This window comes from Isoptericola sp. NPDC056134 (assembly GCF_042264825.1).
Taxonomy (GTDB): domain Bacteria; phylum Actinomycetota; class Actinomycetes; order Actinomycetales; family Cellulomonadaceae; genus Isoptericola; species Isoptericola nanjingensis.
This window is the reverse complement of record NZ_JBHJVM010000003.1, coordinates 147,550-167,468: the sequence shown is the minus strand read 5'-3', so window position 1 is coordinate 167,468 and position 19,919 is coordinate 147,550. Positions and strand designations below refer to the sequence as shown.

The window sequence follows — 19,919 nt, the reverse complement described above, 5'->3', positions numbered from 1 at the left end:
AGCGTGGGGGCCCCCCCCCCCCCCCCCGCCGCCGCCGAAAGGTGATGCACCGATGACCGCGACCCTCAGCACAGGCGCGCCGGCCCGCCCGGCGCCGAAGCCCCGGCGCGCCGCGCCCGGCAGGGACGAGAGAACCCGCAAGAACCACCCCGCGTGGTTCCTCGTGCCGGCCTTCGTCGTCCTGGGCGTGTTCTTCTTCGTCCCGACGATCTTCAACTTCGTCTACGCGCTGACGGACTGGTCGAGCTTCAAGGCCTCGATCTCGTTCGTCGGGCTGCGCAACTTCGCCGACCTGCTCAGCAGCGGCACGCTCCTCGCGTCGCTGCGGATCACGCTGGTCTACGCGGTGCTCGTCGCCATCTTCCAGAACCTGTTCGGGCTGCTGCTCGCGCTCCTCCTCGAGCGCGACACCCGCGTCAACCGGTTCGCGCGCGTCATGTTCTTCGTCCCGGTGATCATGTCGGCGCTCGCCGTCGGCTACGTCTTCCAGGCGATGCTCAAGCCGGACGGCGCGGTCAACGGGATCCTCAGCACCGTGCTCGGCACGGACGTCACCATCCCGTGGCTGGGGAGCACCACCTGGACGCTCGTCGTGGTCGCGCTGATCCACTCGTGGAAGTGGATGGGCCTGTCGATGCTCATCTACCTGGCGGGCCTGAAGACCATCAACGAGGACGTGCTCGAGGCTGCTCGGCTCGACGGCGCCTCCGCGTGGCGCACGTTCCGCGACGTCCGGTTCCCCTTGCTGGCGCCGGCCATCACCTTCAACGTCGCCACCGCGCTGCTCGGGTCGATGAACGGCTTCGACATCGTGCAGGCGACCACCGGCGGCGGCCCGGCCCGCACCACCGAGCTGCTCAACATCTTCATCTTCCGGACCTTCGGGCAGGGGCTGTTCGCGCAGGCCACGACGATGAGCCTCGTGCTGTTCGTGGTGGTCGTCGCCCTCGCGTTCCCCGTCATCCGCACCCTTCGCAAGCGGGAGGAAGTCCTGTGACCACGCAGACCGCTCACCCGACCACCCGTACCCGCGCCGTCCGTCGCCCGACCGGCGGGCGGACCGGAGCCTGGCGCCGGGTGCAGCCCGTCGCGGCGCTGCTCGCCGTCGTCCTGCTGATCGGCATGCCGCTCTGGATCGTCGTCGTCACCGCGGGCAAGACCCAGGCCGAGGCGCTCAACCCCAACCTGTCCCTGCCCTCCACGTGGCAGTACCTGGAGAACTTCGCCGCCGTCTGGGACCAGGGGCGCGTGCCCGCGGGCTTCTTCGGCAGCCTCCTGATCATGGTGCCCGCCGTGATCGGCGTGCTCGTGCTCGGCTCCCTCGCGTCCTGGGTGCTAGCCCGGCGGACCACCCGCGGCTACGCCGTGCTCTACGCCCTGGCGATCAGCGGCATCGTGCTGCCCCCGGCCGTCGTGACCATCGTGCTGCTGCTGCGCCAGCTCGGCCTCGCCGGCACCGCGATCGGCATGATCGGCGTCTACATGGGCATGTACATGTCGACGGTGATCTTCTTCGTCACCGGCTTCGTGCGGACCATCCCGCACGAGCTCGAGGAGGCCGCCCGCGTCGACGGCGCCCGGCCGCTGCGCGTCTTCGGCACGATCATCCTGCCGCTGCTGGTGCCGGTGCTCTCCACCGCCACGATCCTCATCTGCCTGTACGTGTGGAACGACGTCTTCTACGCGTTCTTCGTCGTCGGCGGGAGGCTCGACACCCTGCCGCTCAACCTCTTCCAGGTCGCCAGCGCGGGGCTCTATCTCGACAACTGGCACCTGATCTTCGCCTACGTGATCCTCATGAGCCTGCCGCTGCTCGTCGTCTTCGTCATCGCGCAGCGGAAGATCATCTCGGGCATCACCTCTGGTGCGGTCAAGTGAGCTGAGCGTCTCGGAGAACGGCGAAGTGCGCCGCGTCGTGCGTCCGTAGGAGCGCAGTCGGACGTGTTCGAGAACGACGACGACACCCAGGTGCCACACCCGCCGCCTGGCGCAGCCCGTCTAACGCCCTCTAGCACCGAACTCGTAGAGCACGCGAACGAGCTGACGCCAGTCGTCGTCAGAGACGAGTGCACGGGCACGGCGTGCGAGCGCGTTGATGTCGTCCACGAGGCGCGCGGCCTCGTCTGCGCGACCATCGGCATACCGGGCGTCCAGGAGGTAAGGCGACTCGCGGACGGCATGCATCGCGACGGTGTCGAGGAAGATGGCGAGTGCGCGGGCTGCGCGCCGACGTTCGACCGCTTCTCTCTCCTCGCGCGCGTCAGTGTTCTCGGCGTCTGGCATCGCGGGTTCTCGAGCCTCGACGTCCGCAACCAGCTCAGGGACCACGACCCGGAAGCGGCCCTTCCACAACCGGCTGAACGCCTCGTCCACGGCGAGGCTGACCACGGTGCCGATCTCAGCGTCGCTGTGATCGGTCTCGTCGATGGACTCCCGAAGCCCGGCCACCTCGTAGGCGAACCGGAGCAGGTTGTCGTCCGTCATCGACGCCCCGACGACGAGGAGGTGCTTGGTGAGCATGAGCGACTGGACGAGTGAACCGACCGGCTTCCAGCGGGTGTCGTAGTGTACGAACGAGCTGCGCGACAGGACGATCGACCCGGGATGCCTGACATCGCCGTGCATCTTCAACAGCCAGGGACGCTCGCTCGATGTCCGCGCCCACGGCAGGACGTCGACGGCCGAAATGCCCTTCGGCCCGCGGGACGCTGTGACGGCCTGCTCGTAGAGCCGGTCGTAGTTGGTGGTCACGGCTTCCCGCACCCGGAGGCTCGCGAGCAGGGCGTGGGCGAGGCTCGGCCGTGCCGAACGTTCCTCGACGACGTCCGCCACCAGTCGGCCGAGCTCTGTCTGCGAGCCGGCCGGGTCGGCCTTCCGGTTCGCCGCAAGGGTCACCTGGACGAGCTCGGCCTGTTCCAGCGGGCCGAGCTTTTCGATCCGGTCCTTGAGCTCGCCGAGATCGAGCCGGTGGACGAGCTCTGACAGCAACCCGCTCCAGGACGGCAGACCCGCGGCAATGCTCACCCCGGCACCGAAGAACAACGCCACCTCGCCCCGGCGGACTCGCTCCCCGAGCGTCTTGGCAGTGTCGGCGTTCGACCCTAGAGGCGCCGGCACGTCCGTCTCGCGACGGCGATGCTGCAGGGCGGCATAGTCAGACCGCTCCCAGGCGACGAGCGCGACGTCGACGCCGAGCTCTGCTGTTGCCTTGCCGAGAGCGGAGACCAGCGCAGCGATGACCTGGCCACGCCGTCCGCCCTGCCCACCACCATCGGTCCCGAGGACGGGCATCGCAACGAGGGGCAGCTGGCGTCCCGCGTCAGTCGCGGTTGGGAGCAAAGCATGGCCGGAGCGCTCGACGATCGACTCCACCACACGGGCTGCGACGTCCCCGATGCCGGACGGCGATGCCGCGATGGTGTCGACGAACCACACCACCGGTGCCGACCCGCCCGCCGGCTGCACCCGAGCCGGCAGAGCTGCACCGGGCCCCCAGCCCTGAGGCCGCAGGGATCTCCAGGTGCCATCGGGTCCGAGGCCGGCCGTCTCGCGCCATTGTGCTCTCACCCCGAACCGGGCGTCGGTGGGGATGACGACGGCGTCGGCGCTCAGGGAGTCCAGCCGTCCGTGGACCACGAAGAGGTGTCCGCGCGTCATGGGGGAAAGGTAGGGGAGCGCGCATCTTCTCGCGCGGTGGTCGTCCCGCTCGTGGCGACGCTTCCAGGGCTCCTCGTGCACTGGGCCGAGCGGGAACGCGCAGGAACGCGCAGGAACCTTAGTTCTGTGCGGTCGCCGCGGACGAATCTGAGACCTGGGGAAGGAGACCGCTGCGTTGTCCGCTCCACAGCACCACGAGTTCGTCGCGTGCGCGGGTGGCCGCGACGTACAACAGCGACCGCTCCCTCAGTTCGGCGTCGGCACGGTCGGCCTCGGGCAGGGACGACAGCCCGACCCCCCAGCCGGCCTCGTCCGGTGAGACGCCGAACAGCACGACCCGCTTGAACTCCATGCCCTTGGAGCGGTGCATGGTCATGACGAGCACGCTGCCGGTACCGGTCGCGGCGTCGTCCTGGATGAACTTGGCCTTGATGTGACGCTCGCTGAGTGCATGGACGACCTTGTCTCCCATGACCTTGGTGCGAACCAGGACGCCGATCGTCTCGGGGGCGTCTCCACCGTCCAGCCACGTCTGGGCGAGCTCTGCCGTGCGCTCGTACTCGTCGAGGAGGGACGAGACACCGACCTCACGGGGCGCAGGACCGGACCGCGCGGAGCGGTACCCGGTGACTGTGGCGTCCTCGGCCTCCATGTCCACCCAGTCCTCGCCGGCCAGCACGCCGACGGCGTAGTGGAGCACCTGTGCTGTCGTGCGGTAGTTCAGGGTGAGGCGTCGCGACCGGCCGCGGACGTTGATCCCGTAGCGCGACAAGACGATCTTCTGGCCGTAGATCCGCTGCTGCGAGTCCTCGGCGAGGAACAGGTCGTTCGGCCCCTGCGCGACGAGAGCGCGCAGGAGGACCAGGCGCGACGGCGCGAGGTCCTGACCCTCGTCGACCAGCACGTGGTCGGCGAGCCGTGCCGTTCCCGCGGCGGACATCGTGTCGAGGTGAGCGGCGGCGATCATCGCCTTCTCGTCCCAGTCGGTCGAGCCGGCGGCGTCCGCCGACGCGCGGTAGGCCTCGATCACCTTCCAGACGGCCACCCGCTGGGCTCGGTTCAGGGCGACGCCGCGACCCGGTCGACGGACCCGCAGGTACTCGTCGCGGGTGGTGACCTTGTTCGGCACGACGACGGTCGCGTATTCGGCCACCATGAACGCCTGGCTGCGGAGCTCCCGGGGCAGGTCCGCGCCGGCGTCACCGAGCGCAGCCTCCCAACGTGCCGCGGCCGTGGGGTCCAGGACGTAGGGGGAGCGTGCCCCGAGCACGGATGTGACGGTCTCGCCCCAGGCGGGCGACGCGACGTGCACGTCCTCCGCCTTGGCGATCACCCGCCGTGCGATCGCGTCCACGCCGGCGACGTACACCCCCGGCTGCCCGAGCTCGTTGGCGATCGGGATCCGTGGGTCGAGCATCTTGAGGGTCTCGAGAAGCGACGAGGCCAGGGTCCTGTTGAACGTCGTCAGGACGACGCGCGCGTCCGGGTCCTGGCGGGCCAGGTGCCGAGCCCGGTGCAGCAGCACCACGGTCTTCCCGGTGCCCGCGCCGCCGGAGAGGCGGAAAGACCCGTTGCGGTGCCTGAACGCGTAGTCACGCTGCTCGGGGTGCAGGAACACGCGCCACCGGCCGAAGTTGTCGTCCTCGATGGCGGCGCGCAGCGCGGCGTCGTCCTCGATGAACGCGAAGTCCATCTGGGCGGCGGGCTGCTTGAGCGCGGTGAGGAGCTGCTCGTCGCTCCGGGAGTCCGGTGTGATCGGGGGAGGGGTCAGACCCAGCTTCTCCTTGACCGCCGCAAGGCCGGTGCCGATCGAGAGATCCAGCAGCGCGTCGCCCTGCCAGGCAGCAGGCGCCAGCTGCGCCACCACCAGCATCTGGTCCTCGGTCTCGGCGAACGACGCCTCGGTGGCCGTGTCCGGGTCGATGCCGAGGTCGATGAGGTCCGCGACGGTGATCCCCTGCGTCTGCAGCAGGGGGTAGGTCCGCAGGTCGACGTCGTCGGGCTTGGGCTTGGCGGCGAGCTCGGAGACGTGCTCGTTCACGGGCGGAGTCGCGACCTGGTCCGCCTTGACCAGCTCGGCGATGCCGTTGCGCGGGTTGATGCGCACGACGGCGTTCTTGGCGTAGGTGATCGCCTCGTCGTGCGGGTAGGTCCCGAGGTAGACGTAGTGCGCCTCAGCGGCCTGGCCCTGGATCTTGACCAGCACCGCGCGCCAGAAGTCGTTGACGCGACCCGTGCGGATGCGCGAGTCGGCGGAGCCGTTGATCGGCTCGATGTGGAGGCCGGGAGCGGTGTCGTCGTCCTGCAGCTTCTCGAGGAAGGCGAACGCGGCCTTCCGCACGGCGCCGTCGAGCTTGCCGAAGGACGGTCCCAGGATGATCTGCGGCATCGGTCGTGGTTCCTCCGGGTCAGTGGGTCAGTGCTGCGCGGATGGCAGCGGCGTCAGGGGCGAGGACGGTCCAGCCCTCAGCGGCGAGGTGGTGGGCCGTCTCCTGGTCGATGTCGTCCGTGTCCACGGTGACCATACGTGCAGGCCACGATAGTGAGAGCGGCGCCCCGTAGCCCACCTCGTCGCCTGAACGTCGATGCTTCTACGCCGAGCGTTGCCAGATCGAGGATCGCGACAGGCGGAGTGCGCTCACGGGTGAAATTCGGTTCGCGGTTCCGCAGTTCTGCCGGGCGGCCGACGGTGCAGGACCGTTCCGATCGGGTCCAGGGTTAGAGTCTGCCCGTGTTGTCAGGTGGTCCACTCGTGAGTCCGACGTCCACCCCAGAGGCCACTTCCCGGCAGGCAGGTGGATCGGGGGGCGACCTTGCGGTCATCGATCTCTTTGCAGGTGCGGGTGGTCTGAGTGCTGGCCTGCACAGGTCATCGAGCAGGTTCCGCGTCGCGCATGCGGTCGAGAGCGACGTCGCAGCTGCCGCCACCTATGCGAAGAACTTCGGGGACGTCGTTCATGCCGGGCCGATCGAAGACTGGTTGAAGCAGGTCGAGAAGGTTGAAGCAGACGTGATCGTCGGGGGTCCCCCGTGCCAGGGATTCTCGAGCATCGGTAGCCGCGACCCGAATGACGCCCGCAACTCCCTCTGGCGGTATTTCGTCGAGACGGTGAGGCGCGCCCGGCCGCGCGTCTTTGTCATGGAGAACGTCCCGGCGTTCATCCGCTCCCGCGAGTACGCAGAGTTTGTCGCATCCTTCGTCGAGGGCGAACTCAGGGCATATGAACTCGTGACCGAGGTGGTCGACTCCGCCGACCACGGTGCACCGCAGCACCGCAGACGCGCGATCGTCATGGGGTTTCATCGAGACGAGGGGAAGCCGGTGCACCTCGAGATGGCCGATCATCCGAAGGCCACCGTGCGTGACGCGTTCCAGGGCGTCCGGCCGTTCGTGGGTGATCTGGGCCTCGGGCCCCGGAAGACGCGAGTCGGGAAGGCGTGGCTGCCAGGTGCATTCCGCAGCGACGAGCTCCATTTCACCCGGACGTGGTCCGCGACCGAGGAGGAGAGGTTCCGAGCCGTGCCGTACGGCGGTAGCCGCATCGACCTGCCGAGGGACCTGGCCATGCGGTGCTGGAACGACAACCCACGAAGCGCGAGCGATGTCATGGGGAGGCTGGTCTGGGAGCGCCCGTCGGTGACCATACGTACCGAGTTCTTCAGGCCGGAAAAGGGGCGCTTCACCCACCCGACCCAGCATCGTGCGATCACGCACTGGGAGGCCGCCCGGCTGCAGGGATTCGACGACGACTACTTGTGGGTCGGTGGGCGGGCAGACATCGCACGACAGATCGGCAACGCCGTTCCCGTTCACCTCGGCGAGGCGATCGGACGACACCTGGCCGCCACGTTGGCCTAGATCGGTCGAACGCCTGTTCTGATGCGGGTGAAATGTTCTCGACGTGTGCCCCTGGCGCACAATCGCAGAGCATTCGCTAGCGTGTTCTGTCGCAGGCATCCCCTAGGTTGCTGGTCAGGTACCGGACATCGCTCCGCTCACCGATGAGGACGAACCGACGGATTGGTGCAGACGTGCAGTTGCAGGGTTGGGAACGTGGCGCCTCGCGCCTCGCCGACGTGGTGGCGGAGCAGACTGACCGATGCCTCGAGGTCTACGAGAAGGACCCGAGCCGCGTCGAGCAGGACGCGAACAACGAGCTCCGGATCTCGTCCGGTGGATACAACGACCGGCAGCTCGAGGAGCTCGTCCAGAACGCGGTCGACGCGGCTCGGTCGGGGGGCGAACGGATCGAGGTCGTCCTTACGCGTGAGGCGCTGTACGTGGCCAACGACGGCAAGCCCTTCGACGAGGAAGGCCTGCTGTCGATCATGGCCTCCGACATCTCGACCAAGGATGACGACTCGGTCGGGAAGTTCGGCATCGGCTTCAAGTCCGTTCTCGCGGTGTCGGACTCACCGAAGGTGCTGAGTCGGTCCATTTCGTTCGGTTTCGACCGCGAGTGGTCCGCGAGGATGCTTCAGGAGGAGGGCTATGAACTCGCGAAGTACCCCGCGATGCGGTTGGCGCGATTGGTCGACCCTGAGGCCGAGGGGGCAGCGGACCCGCTTCTCGCTGAACTGATGTCCTGGGCGAGTACGGTCGTCGTGCTTCCACTTTCGACATCCTGGAGCACGCTCTCACGTCGTCTTTACGACTTCTCGGCGGCGTTCGTCCTGTTCTCGCCGCACATTCGTCGTGCGACGCTCCGTAACTTGGCAGAGCCGGAGGACCATGACCACAGGAGGTGGCGCAAGCCAACGCGCGAGGTGACGGCGGAACCTGGGGGCGGCCTGTTGACCACCCTGCGTGCTGGTGGCGCGAGCTCCGAGTGGGCGGTCGCGAGCACCGTGTATCGCCCGAGTGAGGAGGAGATCGTCGACGGCGGCCACGTCGCAGGTCGGACGGAGGTGGCAGTTCGGTACGCGGTTCAGATCCCCCCAGGGGCTGGGGACGGGGCGTTCTGGGCGTACTTCCCGACGCGGGAGCGGACCACGCTCTCGGGCATCGTCAATGCTCCCTGGAAGCTCAGTGACGACAGGACGCGGCTCCTGGCCGGTGACTTCAACGAAGGAATCCTTCGGAAGGTGTTGCCCGGCCTGGTCGGTGAAGCTATTGCTTCGTTCGACGGCTCAGGGGACGACGCTGTCCGAGCACTTGACGTCCTCCCAGCTCGAGGTCGTGAGGGACGCGGCTGGGCGGACGACGTGATCAACCAGCCGGTCTTCGAACGGATGCGCTCAGTTCGATCGTTGCCTGACGGACTCGGGAACCTTCACCTCCCCTCAGAGCTTCGATGGCCCGGTGAGCTGCCGCCCCGATGGACAGACGCGTGGTCAGAGGTGCCCGGTGCCCCGCTGGATCGCTGGGTCCACCCGGGCGTCAACACGAACCCCGAGCGGCGTATGAAGGTCCGTCGACTGCTCCAGTGCGATGGCGCGGACGACGAGGGGAACGCAGGGATTGACGAGTGGCTCGAAGCACTCGTTGCTCACGGCACGGCAGAGGAGTCGGCTGCCGCGATCGGCGTCGCCGCACTCCTGCAAGACGATTCAGGCAGGCTGAGCGACCAAGCCAGAATCCGAGCCCAGCGCGGTCTCGTCAACGCTCGGATCGTCCGACTCGAGGACGGGACGCTGTGTCCGCCGGTACGAGGCAAGATTTTTGTTCGGGTGGAGGGGGACAAACGCGAGGATGTCGCGTTTGTCGATCCGGATCTCGCGAGGATGCCCGGCATCCGGGAGGCGCTTGCCAAGCTCGGCGTCGTCGTCATGGACCGGAGCGGAGAGCTGCGTGCTCTCCTGACTCGAGCAAAGCAACCCGAGTATCTGCGACGCCCTGAGCAGGTATGGGGGCGGATCTGGGAGGTTCTTCGGGACATTCCGATCGCGACGTCCCTGCAGATCCTTCGTGAGGACCTCGGCCATCGTCTCGAACTTCAGATGCGGGTTCGCACAGCTGCCGGAGCCTGGACCACGCCAGGAAACGCATACCTTGCGGGAGTAATCGTCCCTGCGGACGCCACCCGTGACCGTGACCGGCTGATCGACCCACGCTTTCACCGCGACGACGCCGAGATGCTTCGCGAGATCGGGGCGGTCGAGGCTCCTGTCTGGCGGCACGGCATGCCGCGTGAGCGCTGGTTGGATGCGTACGAGGAGGAGGTCCAGGACAGGTTCATCGAAGGCCAGTCGGGTGCTCGTCCCGATCGGAGCAAATTGGTCGTCGAGGGTTCTGCGCCACCGTGGCCCCTTCAGCCACTGCTGGAAATGAGTGGCGAGGCGCGGGCCGCGGTGACCAAACACATCCTGGGACGCGGTAAGCCAGACGCATGGACGGTCCGGCACACGACGAACAGCAGTTATGGCTCGAAGCGGTATCGGGCACCGGAGATCTACTTCGTCCGAAGGTTCGGCCTCATTCGGACAGTGATGGGTCTGCGGACGCCCAAGAAGGTCCTGATGGCGGACAACGCGTACGACGCCTCCGTACTGCCGACCTTCGAGATCGGCGAGCAGCTGGCGGATGCCATCGGGCTGTTGAGGAGCGCGGACAGCTTCAGCGTGGACGACTGGACCGCGATGAAGGCGATCGCCGACGGGTGGACCGCGACGGACGAGGACGACGGCCGTCGCTACGAGTTCTACACGTGGCTTGCGGGGCACATCGAGCCGGAGACCTTGGTCGCCAGGGTCGGGCGAGCACGCCAGAGCGTGAGTTGTCGGCACGTCGGCGTCACCGCGGAACCGACGGTCTACGCCTCTCTGCTCGAGGCGATGGTCCCGGCTGTCCTGGTCTCGGATCCGGACGACGTCGACCGCCTCATCGAGTTCTGGCGGCTTCAGCCAGGCAAGGACCTTCTCCAGGAGGAGCTCATCGTCGAGCGTTCCGGGGAACCGTTCTACCTCACGGACGCGTTCCCGCCGCTCAAGCTCCGCCTCGACCCGGAGGACCGCGACGTCCAGCTCCAGCCGTGCTCGCGCATCGTCCGGATGATCGCCACGCCGCAGGGGCAGAAGGCCAGCCCGATCCCCGCATTTCGCGAGGAACACATCGTCCACGTCACGGCGTCCGAACCGGGCCAGCGCCTCGCGCAGGTCTCGGATCTGCTGGGGCTCGACCTCGACCACCGGGCCATCGTCAAGATCTTCGACGAGATGGAGCGGTCAGCTGCCAACCTGCGCCGCCAAAAGGTGAGGAAGGCGGAGGACGACGACCGTCGGCTGCTTGAGGCGGTCGGCGAGGACGCCCTGCGTCGGGTCGTGCCCAAGCAGGCGCTCGACGCCCTGGAGAGCCGCGCGGATGGGGTTGTTCGCCCGGAGGAGGTCGCGGCGCTCGCCCGTGCTGTGCACGGGGTGGGCATCCTGAAGTCCCTGCGTTCGGCCCTGGACGACAACGGCCTCGAACCACCCAAGGAGTGGGCAGGCCGCCGGCTGACCCGCACCTGGGTCGAGTCGATGGGCTTCCCCGGCGACTGGGCCGGATTTCCCTCGACGCCGCGTCCGGCTGTCGAGGTGATCGACGGGCCGGTCGAGCTCAAGCCCTTGCACAAGTACCAGGAGAACGTCACAGACCGGATCAAGAGCCTCCTCCGCCGGATCGGACCTGATCGAGGCATGGTCTCGCTGCCAACGGGCGCCGGGAAGACCCGTGTCGCCGTCGAGGCCCTGGTCAACGGTGTTAGGGACGGTGACATCGACTTCACGAAGCCGCTCGTGTGGATCGCGCAGACGGATGAGCTCTGCGAACAGGCCGCCGAGAGCTGGACCTACGTGTGGCGGGCCATCGGCCCGCAGATCCCCATGCGCCTGGGGCGGCTCTGGGCGAACAACGAGGTGCCGGAGGAGCCAGGGGCTTTCCAGCTCGTCGTCGCCGGCGTGGACAAGCTTGACAAGATCCGTGATCGCGCCGGTGACACGTACGACTGGTTGCGACAGCCATCGGTCGTCGTCGTGGACGAGGCCCACACCTCCACCGCCCCGACTTATACCAAGGTCCTCGAGTGGCTCGGCCGCAGTACGCGTGGTCGCAACGACGCGGACAGGAAGCCGCTCATCGGTCTCACGGCCACGCCGTTCCGAGGGCTCTCCAAGGATGAGACCGAGCGTCTCGTGGGCCGTTACGACGGGAATCGTCTCGACCGGGGGTCCTTCACCCACGCGGACAACCCCTACCCGGAGCTGCAGGACATGGGCGTGCTCGCCTCTGTCCGACAGCGCGTCATCGACGGTACCGACGTGTCGCTCTCGGAAAGCGACATCGACGAGATCGAGAAACTCCGTCGGCTGCCCTCCGCGGTCACCGAACGACTCGGCGGCGACCTGGAGCGCACGCTCCGCGTCGTGGACTCGATCGCCGACCTCCCTCAGGATTGGACGATCCTCGCGTTCGCGCCCTCGGTGGAGAACTCCCGCGTCATGGCGGCGCTCCTGTCGCACCGCGGAATCTCTGCGGTGTCCATCTCTTCCGACACCGAATCGGCAGCCAGGCGTCACTACGTCGAAGAGTTCAAGGCCGGTCGGATCAGGGTGATCACGAACTACAACGTCCTGACGCAGGGATTTGACGCACCTCAGGTCCAGGCCGTGTACGTCGCCCGTCCGACGTTCTCGCCGAACGTCTACCAGCAGATGATCGGCCGCGGCCTCCGCGGCCTCAAGAACGGTGGATCGGAGGAGGTCCTGATCGTCAACGTGAGGGACAACTTCGAGAAGTACGGAGACATGCTCGCGTTCAACGAGTTCGAGTACCTGTGGGCACGATGATCACGTCGATCACACTCGATGAGAGTCAGCGGGCCGTCGTGGGCGTGGTCGCGAGCGCACGCCAGGTAGTCGTCGCAGGCCCGGGTTCCGGAAAAACCGAGGTCGTGTCGGCCCTGGTGGACGGCCTCATCGAGGACGAGGGTGTGGACCCTGACGACGGCATCCTTGTCGTCAGCTTCTCGAACGCGGCAGTCCACGCGGCGGACAGCCGGCGTCGGACGCGCGGGGCCGAGCCGGTCACCATCGTGACGCTCGACTCGCTCGCCGCGCGCCTCGTTCGCGAGCACGCCGACACGGAGACCGACGGCCTGGACTTCGACGGACGGGTGGCCCTGGCGACGCGACTCCTCCGCGACGGTGAGGCCGACGAGACACTGGAGGACGTCGAGCATCTCGTGGTCGACGAGATGCAGGACGTCGTCGGTGTGCGCGCCGACTTCCTCCTGGCGATGCTCGAGCACCTTCCTGAGGGCGCGGGCTTCAGCATCCTGGGCGACCCCGCCCAGGGGATCTACGATTTTCAGCTCCGTCCGGACCAGTCGGGCAAGGGCCCTCGTTCGACCACGACGTCGTCCGAGATGATCGACCGTGTCCTCGCCATGGGCGATGTGGAGTTGAAGGCGCTCACCGGCCAGTACCGCGCCACGAGCCGGGACACACGTGCGGCCGCGGCGCTTCGTGATCAAGCGCTCGCAGGGGACGACACAGGGGAGGTCTCCGGCTTCGAGGCTGGCATCATTCCGGTCGGCGACGTGACGGAAGCGATCAACGTGACCAGCCGGTGGAGTGGGACGACGGCTTTCCTGACGGCGAACAACGGGCAGGCAATGCTGGTCGCTCGGGAGATCGGCGACCACGGTCACGGTGCGGAGCTGAGGCGAAGCGCTCAGCAGCGCGTGCTGGCCGGATGGCTGGCCCGTGCGCTGGGTGACGTCCCGTCCGGGTCGGTGAACCGCGACGAGTTCGTGGCGAGAACGTCGACCGTTCTGCCCGATGCCGACGTCGCAGCTCTCTGGCGCTCCGTGCGGGGAGTCGTCGGCGGGCGAGGCACCGAGGTGGACGTGAAGGCGCTGGCAAGGCGGCTGTCGACGCTGGGTTCTCTGGTCGCGGACCTGGTGGACCGACCAGGGGCCGAGTATGTGGTCTCGACCGTTCACCGGGCCAAAGGGCTGGAGTTCGACAACGTCGTCCTTGTCGACTTTCCCGACAAGCCTTGGCTCGGCGCGCCCGTCGTTCCGGGCGAGGTCGCGAGAACACGCTTCGTCGCGATCACCCGTGCGCGCGACCTGATCGCACGCGCCACCGGTCCTGACGACCGTTGGCTGCGTCGGACGCCAGGGACGGGTCGGTGGTACTGCCGGGGGCGTGAGCGGTGGCAGACCTTCGGGTTCGAGATCCGGGTCGAGGACGTCGACACCGCGGAACCTGCCGGGGACGATCCCGTCCTGGTACAGCACCTGCTCGCAAACGCCGTTCGGCCGGGGGCAGGGCTCGACCTTGTCCTCGACCCGAATAGGTCGAGCCTGACCGTTCCCGTATACACCATCGTTCACGGGGGCGTCGCTGTTGCCCGCACGTCGCGCTCGTTCGGAGAGGCATTGGCGGCTCGCATCGGCACGATGGAAAAGGGCCGCAGGAACTGGCCCCGTCTCACTGGGGCGCGTGTCGAGTCGGTGGCGACCGCTGCCGGCGATGCCCAGAGCGGAGGCGTGGGGCGGCACGGCCTGTGGCTGGTTCCGGTGCTCGCCGGGATGCTCGATCTCAACTGGAAGGAGGATCCCCGTGCGTGATCTCGACCCCTGGTACGAGGCCCGGGACAAGATGGTCGAGGCGGTCGTCGCCGACCTCCACGGGTCTGTGCACGACGACGAGCTGACCGAGGAACCGCTCGAGAGGTTCGTCGTCGGAATCCTCTACCCTCAGGCCTCTGACGACGGTGCGCCGGTGGAAGTCGCCGACGAGACACCCGACGGCGAGGCGGGAACTGCGCCGGACGCCGATTATGATCCCGGTGTCTCGTTCGCCCATCTCCGGTATCCGTCGACGATGGGGCTCACCTGCGGACTGACTTCTTCGACGACGCGCCTGATCGTCGAGGTCGAGGCGGACCGCTACGAGCCGGTCTCCGCCGGCGAGGGAACCGCAGGCGATCCGGGTGTCGCAAGCCGTGCACACGCCCGGCGGCACGATCGGTGGCAGCTGGTGGCCGAGCGTCCGTACCCCGTCGAGATCGAGGTCGGCGTGGCATCGACGCAACGGACCCAGGTGGCTGACGGACTCGAGCTGCGCACCGTGGTGCGGAACCCCCGGGACGGCGTCACCAGCGTGACCCTGGTCCTTGTCAACACCAAGAAGAGGCCCGAGAAGGGCAAGGCCGATGCCCTCTGCTGGTTCCGCCCGGTGATGAAGGTCCGGACCCCGGACGGTGCGTTCGTCGACCGTGATCCCCGGCGACGGTTCGGGCATCGTGACCCGGACGAGCTCAGCGGTGACCTTCTCTACAGGTCCGAGAGGCACCTGGCAGTCGGACACGGTGTCGCGGTGACGTGGCAGGAAGGTCCGACCGTGACGTGCGTGGAGACGACGTTCTTCCCGGAGCACGATCTGCGCCTCGCCAAGGCCGACCGCGACGACGTCGCCGGACTGGGGATGTCGGAGCTCGGTGAAGCGCCTGATGTGCAGGCCCTGCTGGACCCGCTCGTTGCGCTCGTGGAGAGGTACGGCGAATGGGTGGACCGCCAGGAGGCGCGTCTTCCGGATCTGGCCGAAGAGCTTCGCCCGATCGCACGTCAACACCTCGACGACGCCAGGATCGCGGCCGCGCGGATGTCGCGGGGCATCGACCTGGTCGCCCGCGACCCCGAGGCCGAACGTGCGTTCCGGGTGATGAACGTGGTCATGCAGGAACAGCGTGCAAGGCAGGAGCTGATCCGCAGTGGCCCCGGGTCGGCGGTCGGTGACGTCAAGGGGGAGTGGCGGCCCTTCCAGATCGCGTTCATCCTCCTGAACCTCGAAGGGCTGGCCGACGCGCGCAGCGACGACAGGGATCTCGCCGATCTCCTGTGGTTCCCCACGGGCGGTGGCAAGACTGAGGCGTACCTAGGCCTCATCGCGTTCTCCCTCGTCCTCCGCAGGCTTCGTCGGGCAGGTGTGGACGGCGACGGCGCCGGCGTCGGTGTCATCATGCGCTACACGCTTCGCCTGCTGACCCTGCAGCAGTTCGAGAGGGCGGCTGGGCTCATCTGCGCCCTCGAGGAGCTCCGAGGTCGTGTCCCCGAGCTGCGCGATACCGCGCCGTTCTCTCTCGGGCTCTGGGTGGGGCAGGGCGCGACACCCAACGACGCGAAGGCGGCCGCCCAGGCGATCCGCAAGCGTCGGCAGGGAGAGGACCCGGGGGACGGCGGAGATCCGGTTCAGCTGCTGCGCTGTCCCTGGTGCGGCAGCAAGCTGTCGGCGGACGACTATGAGGCCGACCGCTACGCGGACAGGGTCGTCGTACGGTGCCCCGGGCTTGACTGCCACTTCCACAAGGGCGGCGGCCTGCCGGTCCACCTTGTCGACTCCGACGTCTACCGCGAGCGCCCGTCGCTCGTCATCGGAACGGTCGACAAGTTTGCGATGCTCGCGTGGCGTGAGCAGGCCGGTCGCCTTTTCGGCAACGGTCACGACGCACCACCGGACCTGATCGTGCAGGACGAGCTGCACCTCATCTCAGGGCCGCTGGGCACGCTGGTCGGGCTCTACGAGACGGCGATCGACCACCTTGCAACGGACCGCGAGACCGGCGCTCGCCCCAAGCTCGTGGCTTCGACGGCCACGATCAGGCGTGCGGCCGGACAGGTCAAGGCGGTCTTCGATCGTCGATCCGCGCAGTTCCCTCCTCCCGGCCTCGACGCGGACGATTCGTTCTTCGCCGTCGATGCCTCCCCGCGCGAGAAGGGGACGCGACGGTACGTGGGTCTCATGGCTCCGGGGACCAGCCACGCCACCCTTCTGGTGCGGACCTACGCCGCGCTCCTGCAGGGCGCCAGGGACCTCGACGCCCCGGATGAGGTGAAGGATGCCTACTGGACGATCCTGGGCTACTTCAACAGTCTTCGCGTGCTCGGAGCCGCCTACATCCAGTCGATCGACGACGTCCGCGACCGGATCGGTGTCGTTGCAGGCCGCAGGGGATCGGAGAAGCGTGAGACCAGAGATCCTCGCGAACTGACGTCACGCAAGAAGGCCAGCGAGATCCCGGAGGAGCTCGAGGCTCTGCAGACGGCGATGTCCGAGCCTGGGTGCCCTGACATCGTGCTGGCCACGAACATGATCTCGGTCGGCGTCGACGTCGACCGGCTGGGTCTCATGGCCGTCATGGGTCAGCCGCAGACGACGTCCGAGTACATCCAGTCGACGAGCCGCGTCGGTCGTAGGCACCCCGGACTGGTGTTCACGCTCTTGAACGCATCACGGTCGCGCGACCTCTCGCACTACGAGTCGTTCACCACCTACCACCGCGCGCTCTACAGACAGGTCGAAGCCACAGGTGCCACGCCCTTCGCGCCGCGAGCTCTGGACCGGGGCCTTCACGGCCTGCTGGTGATACTCGCCCGGCACACGCTGGACGGGGCTGCCGGCGACAAGTCGGTGCGCGTCCCTGTGGAGTCCGATGGCCTCCGTGCCGTGTCGGACGTCATCGTCCGCCGCGCGTCGTCCGTCGCCGGGGAAGCGACGGCGGAAGAGGTGCGGGCGTCGCTCGAGTCGCTCATCGACCAATGGGACAGCGCCGTCGACGGCGGCGAAGTTCTCCAGTACGCGCGCTGGGCCGTGCAGAGGCAGGACGTCAAGGCGCTCATGACGCCCGCCGGTTCGTCGACCGACGGGTCGGAAGGCGCCGCACTCCTCGAGACATTTCCGCCCCCGGACGCTCCATGGCCCACACTCACGAGTCTGAGGAACGTCGACCGGGAGAGCACCCTCAAGATCATCTCGACCAAGAGGAACAAGGCGGTGGCGAACAGTGGCGACCAGTGACAGGCCGAAGGCCCGACAGAGCCAGCTCGTCACGACCTACGGTGTCGGGTCCCTCTTTCCTGCCGGTGACCAGAGCTTCATGATCTGCGGAACCGACGAGTGGGACGACAAGTGGTCCCCCTCGGTCGAGGAACCGCGACTGGCGCGCTCGCTGGGGGTCCACAGCTTCCGGGCACCTTCGTCGGGCAAGCGGTCGGGCGACGTCCCTGTGGTCCGGTTTCCGATCTATCACTACTGCCCGAGCTGTCGTCGGCTCGACCAGTTCTGGCGGTTCGACGCCAAGAAGATGCAGTGCCCCGACTGCGTCCGCGACCTCACCCCGTCCCGGTTCGTCGCTTGCTGCGAGAACGGGCATATCGAGGACTTTCCGTATTTCCAGTGGGTGCACAGGGGTACCGGAACCTCCGGCGGCGAACATCGGATGCGGCTCGAGTCCAAAGGCGCCTCGTCCTCGCTCGCCGACGTCGTCGTGAGCTGTTCGTGCGGGGTCAAGCCGTACAACCTCGACGGTTCGTTCGCGCGCGGCGCGCTTGCAGAAATCAAGCGTTGCGGGGGCGGACGCCCCTGGCTTCCCGGGGCGGGCGCGGAAGAGTGTGACAAGCAGCTCCGCGTGCTGCAGCGTGGTTCCTCCAACGTCTGGTTCGGCGCAGTGCGGTCAAGCATCTCCATCCCGCCGTGGTCGAGCCCTAACTCCCAGTTCGTGACGAAGCACTGGGACGTGCTCGAGCACCTCCCCATGGAGGCGCTGGCCGCTGTACTCCCGAAAATGATCGAAGGCCGTCCCGGGCTGACGGTCGACGGTGTCAGCGACGTGCTTCGGCAGCGCAAGGGCCTCGACGAGGGGACCTCACCGACCGACAAAGACCTGCGCGAGGAAGAGTACCGGGCACTTATCGACGGGAACGACGGTGGGGCGCACGACGCGTTCCAGTGCGTCCGGGTCGAGCACGACGATCGGCTCCGAAGACTCGTGGCCCAGGTCTCCAGAGCGACGAGGCTCCGCGAGGTGCGAGCCCTTGAAGGGTTCTCACGCGTGACCCCCATGCCGACGGACACGACGAACCCGCGCCTGGCCAAGCTCAGCGAGACACATCAGTCGTGGTTGCCCGCCACGGAGGTCCTCGGCGAGGGAATCTTCGTCCGCCTCCGTGAGGAGACGGTCGCCAGCTGGGAGACGGGTGCGTTCGCCCAAGAACGAGAGGCCATCCTCGCCGGAGCCCTGCGCCGTCGTGCGGCGGAATCCGGCGCGCCGGTCGCGAGCACCCCGACGGCACGCTTTCTCGCCGTGCACTCCCTGGCACACGCGCTGCTCCAGGAACTGAGTCTGGAAGCCGGGTACCCGGTCGGTTCGCTGCGCGAACGGATCTACGCCGAGCCCGGGCAGGCGGGATTTCTCGTCTACACCGCGTCGTCGGACGCCGCGGGAAGCCTTGGAGGGCTTGCTGCGCTCGCAGGAGCCGAGCTCTTCGCTGATGCCGTGATCGATGCTGCGAGCCGCGCACGGTGGTGCTCCCACGACCCGGTCTGCGCGGAGTCCGGGTCGTCGGGGTCCGACGGTCTGAACGTGGCCGCGTGCCACGCGTGTCTCCTTCTGCCCGAAACCAGCTGCGAGCACCGGAACATCTACCTCGACAGGCTCACGATCGTCGGTCCGATGGACAAGCCAGGTGATGGGATCGTGGGCTCGATCGACGGTGATGGTGCTGTCGCGGTGGATACCGAGCTCGGCCGTGCCGAACCTCTCGGCGCACGACCCGAGCTCGCGGATCTGCTTGCGGGCGCCACGGTGGCGGAGGCAGCGCTCGTGGCTGAACTCGTCCGTCAGCAGCCGACGATCCCTCTGCCCACCATCGGGCGCGAGGTCCTCGACGGGATTCCCCTCTCGATCGCCTGGCCCACGATCAAGCTCACCGTCGCACCCCCGGACGTGACCTCGGAAGTAATTCGAGAGCTGGAGACGGACGGGTGGACGGTCGTTCCCCCGGACGTCCGGAAGATCCTCACGGCGCTCGGCGGGCAGTGACGGCTGCGGCGACGGTGTCGGCGACGGAATCCGCTCCCTGGTGCTCCCAGAATCTCAGGACCAGCCAGCCCTGACTCTCGAGCAGGGCCGTGGTGTCGTGGTCCCGGGCAGCGTTCGCCGTGAGCTTGGCGACCCACCACGCCCTGTTCGCTGTGGGAATCGTGCCGTGTTCCGGGCATCCGTGCCAGAAGCAGCCGTCCAGGAACACGGCGATCTTGGTTCCGGTAAAGGCGATGTCGATCGTCCGTCGCGTCCGCCCCGGCACGGGGTAGGCAACCCTGTATCGCATGCCGCGAGCATGGAGGATGCGGCGCACGTCGACCTCCGGCTTGGTGTCCCGACGACGGGCGACACTCATACGGCGGCTCACGTCGGGTGACGAGGCGCCGGGATGCGGCCGAAGGATGACCATAGACTCACGCTAGCGGGAGCCTGACCTTGCCGGTCGGTGAAGCGA

Annotated in this window: 10 protein-coding genes; 7 read left to right on the top strand and 3 right to left on the bottom strand. The window is 67.8% G+C overall.

Features of this window, described 5'->3' with window-relative positions:
* Nucleotides 1-52 precede the first annotated feature (52 nt).
* A complete protein-coding gene (locus ACFCZN_RS04690) occupies nt 53-997 on the top strand; it encodes a carbohydrate ABC transporter permease (RefSeq protein ID WP_430555995.1) in 945 nt (314 codons plus the stop codon).
* The gene (locus tag ACFCZN_RS04685) at nt 994-1,878 is read left to right on the top strand and encodes a carbohydrate ABC transporter permease (RefSeq protein ID WP_430555994.1); all 885 of its coding nucleotides are present in this window, start codon (nt 994-996) and stop codon (nt 1,876-1,878) included. The genes ACFCZN_RS04690 and ACFCZN_RS04685 overlap by 4 nt, the downstream gene beginning before the upstream one ends.
* A 120-nt stretch (nt 1,879-1,998) precedes the next feature.
* On the opposite strand, the gene ACFCZN_RS04680 is transcribed toward ACFCZN_RS04685, so the two are convergent.
* Together ACFCZN_RS04680 and ACFCZN_RS04675 are read right to left on the bottom strand one after the other, a co-directional pair.
* Entirely contained in the window at nt 1,999-3,657 is a 1,659-nt protein-coding gene (locus tag ACFCZN_RS04680; protein WP_430555993.1) for an SIR2 family protein, read from the bottom strand.
* A gap of 118 nt (nt 3,658-3,775) precedes the next feature.
* A complete protein-coding gene (locus ACFCZN_RS04675) occupies nt 3,776-6,046 on the bottom strand; it encodes a 3'-5' exonuclease (RefSeq protein ID WP_430555992.1) in 2,271 nt (756 codons plus the stop codon).
* 363 nt (nt 6,047-6,409) lie between these two features.
* Here ACFCZN_RS04675 and ACFCZN_RS04670 point away from each other — a divergent pair, with 363 nt between their 5' ends.
* The 5 genes from ACFCZN_RS04670 (at nt 6,410) to drmB (ending at nt 19,462) form a co-directional block, all read left to right on the top strand.
* Entirely contained in the window at nt 6,410-7,516 is a 1,107-nt protein-coding gene (locus tag ACFCZN_RS04670; RefSeq protein WP_430555991.1) for a DNA cytosine methyltransferase, read from the top strand.
* A gap of 173 nt (nt 7,517-7,689) precedes the next feature.
* A complete protein-coding gene (locus ACFCZN_RS04665; RefSeq protein WP_430555990.1) occupies nt 7,690-12,420 on the top strand; it encodes a sacsin N-terminal ATP-binding-like domain-containing protein in 4,731 nt (1,576 codons plus the stop codon).
* Nucleotides 12,417-14,210, top strand: coding sequence for a UvrD-helicase domain-containing protein (locus ACFCZN_RS04660; protein WP_430556061.1), 1,794 nt, complete (start codon nt 12,417-12,419; stop codon nt 14,208-14,210). The genes ACFCZN_RS04665 and ACFCZN_RS04660 overlap by 4 nt, the downstream gene beginning before the upstream one ends.
* Entirely contained in the window at nt 14,203-17,439 is a 3,237-nt protein-coding gene (locus ACFCZN_RS04655; protein WP_430555989.1) for a helicase-related protein, read from the top strand. Before ACFCZN_RS04660 ends, ACFCZN_RS04655 begins: the two co-directional genes overlap by 8 nt.
* On the top strand, nt 17,426-19,462 hold the full coding sequence (drmB, locus tag ACFCZN_RS04650) for a DrmB family protein (protein WP_430555988.1): 2,037 nt from the start codon (nt 17,426-17,428) through the stop codon (nt 19,460-19,462). Before ACFCZN_RS04655 ends, drmB begins: the two co-directional genes overlap by 14 nt.
* Here drmB and ACFCZN_RS04645 read toward each other — a convergent pair.
* Complete coding sequence (locus tag ACFCZN_RS04645; RefSeq protein ID WP_430555987.1) at nt 19,440-19,874, bottom strand: very short patch repair endonuclease; 435 nt, start codon at nt 19,872-19,874, stop codon at nt 19,440-19,442. The genes drmB and ACFCZN_RS04645 overlap by 23 nt on opposite strands.
* Nucleotides 19,875-19,919 lie beyond the last annotated feature (45 nt).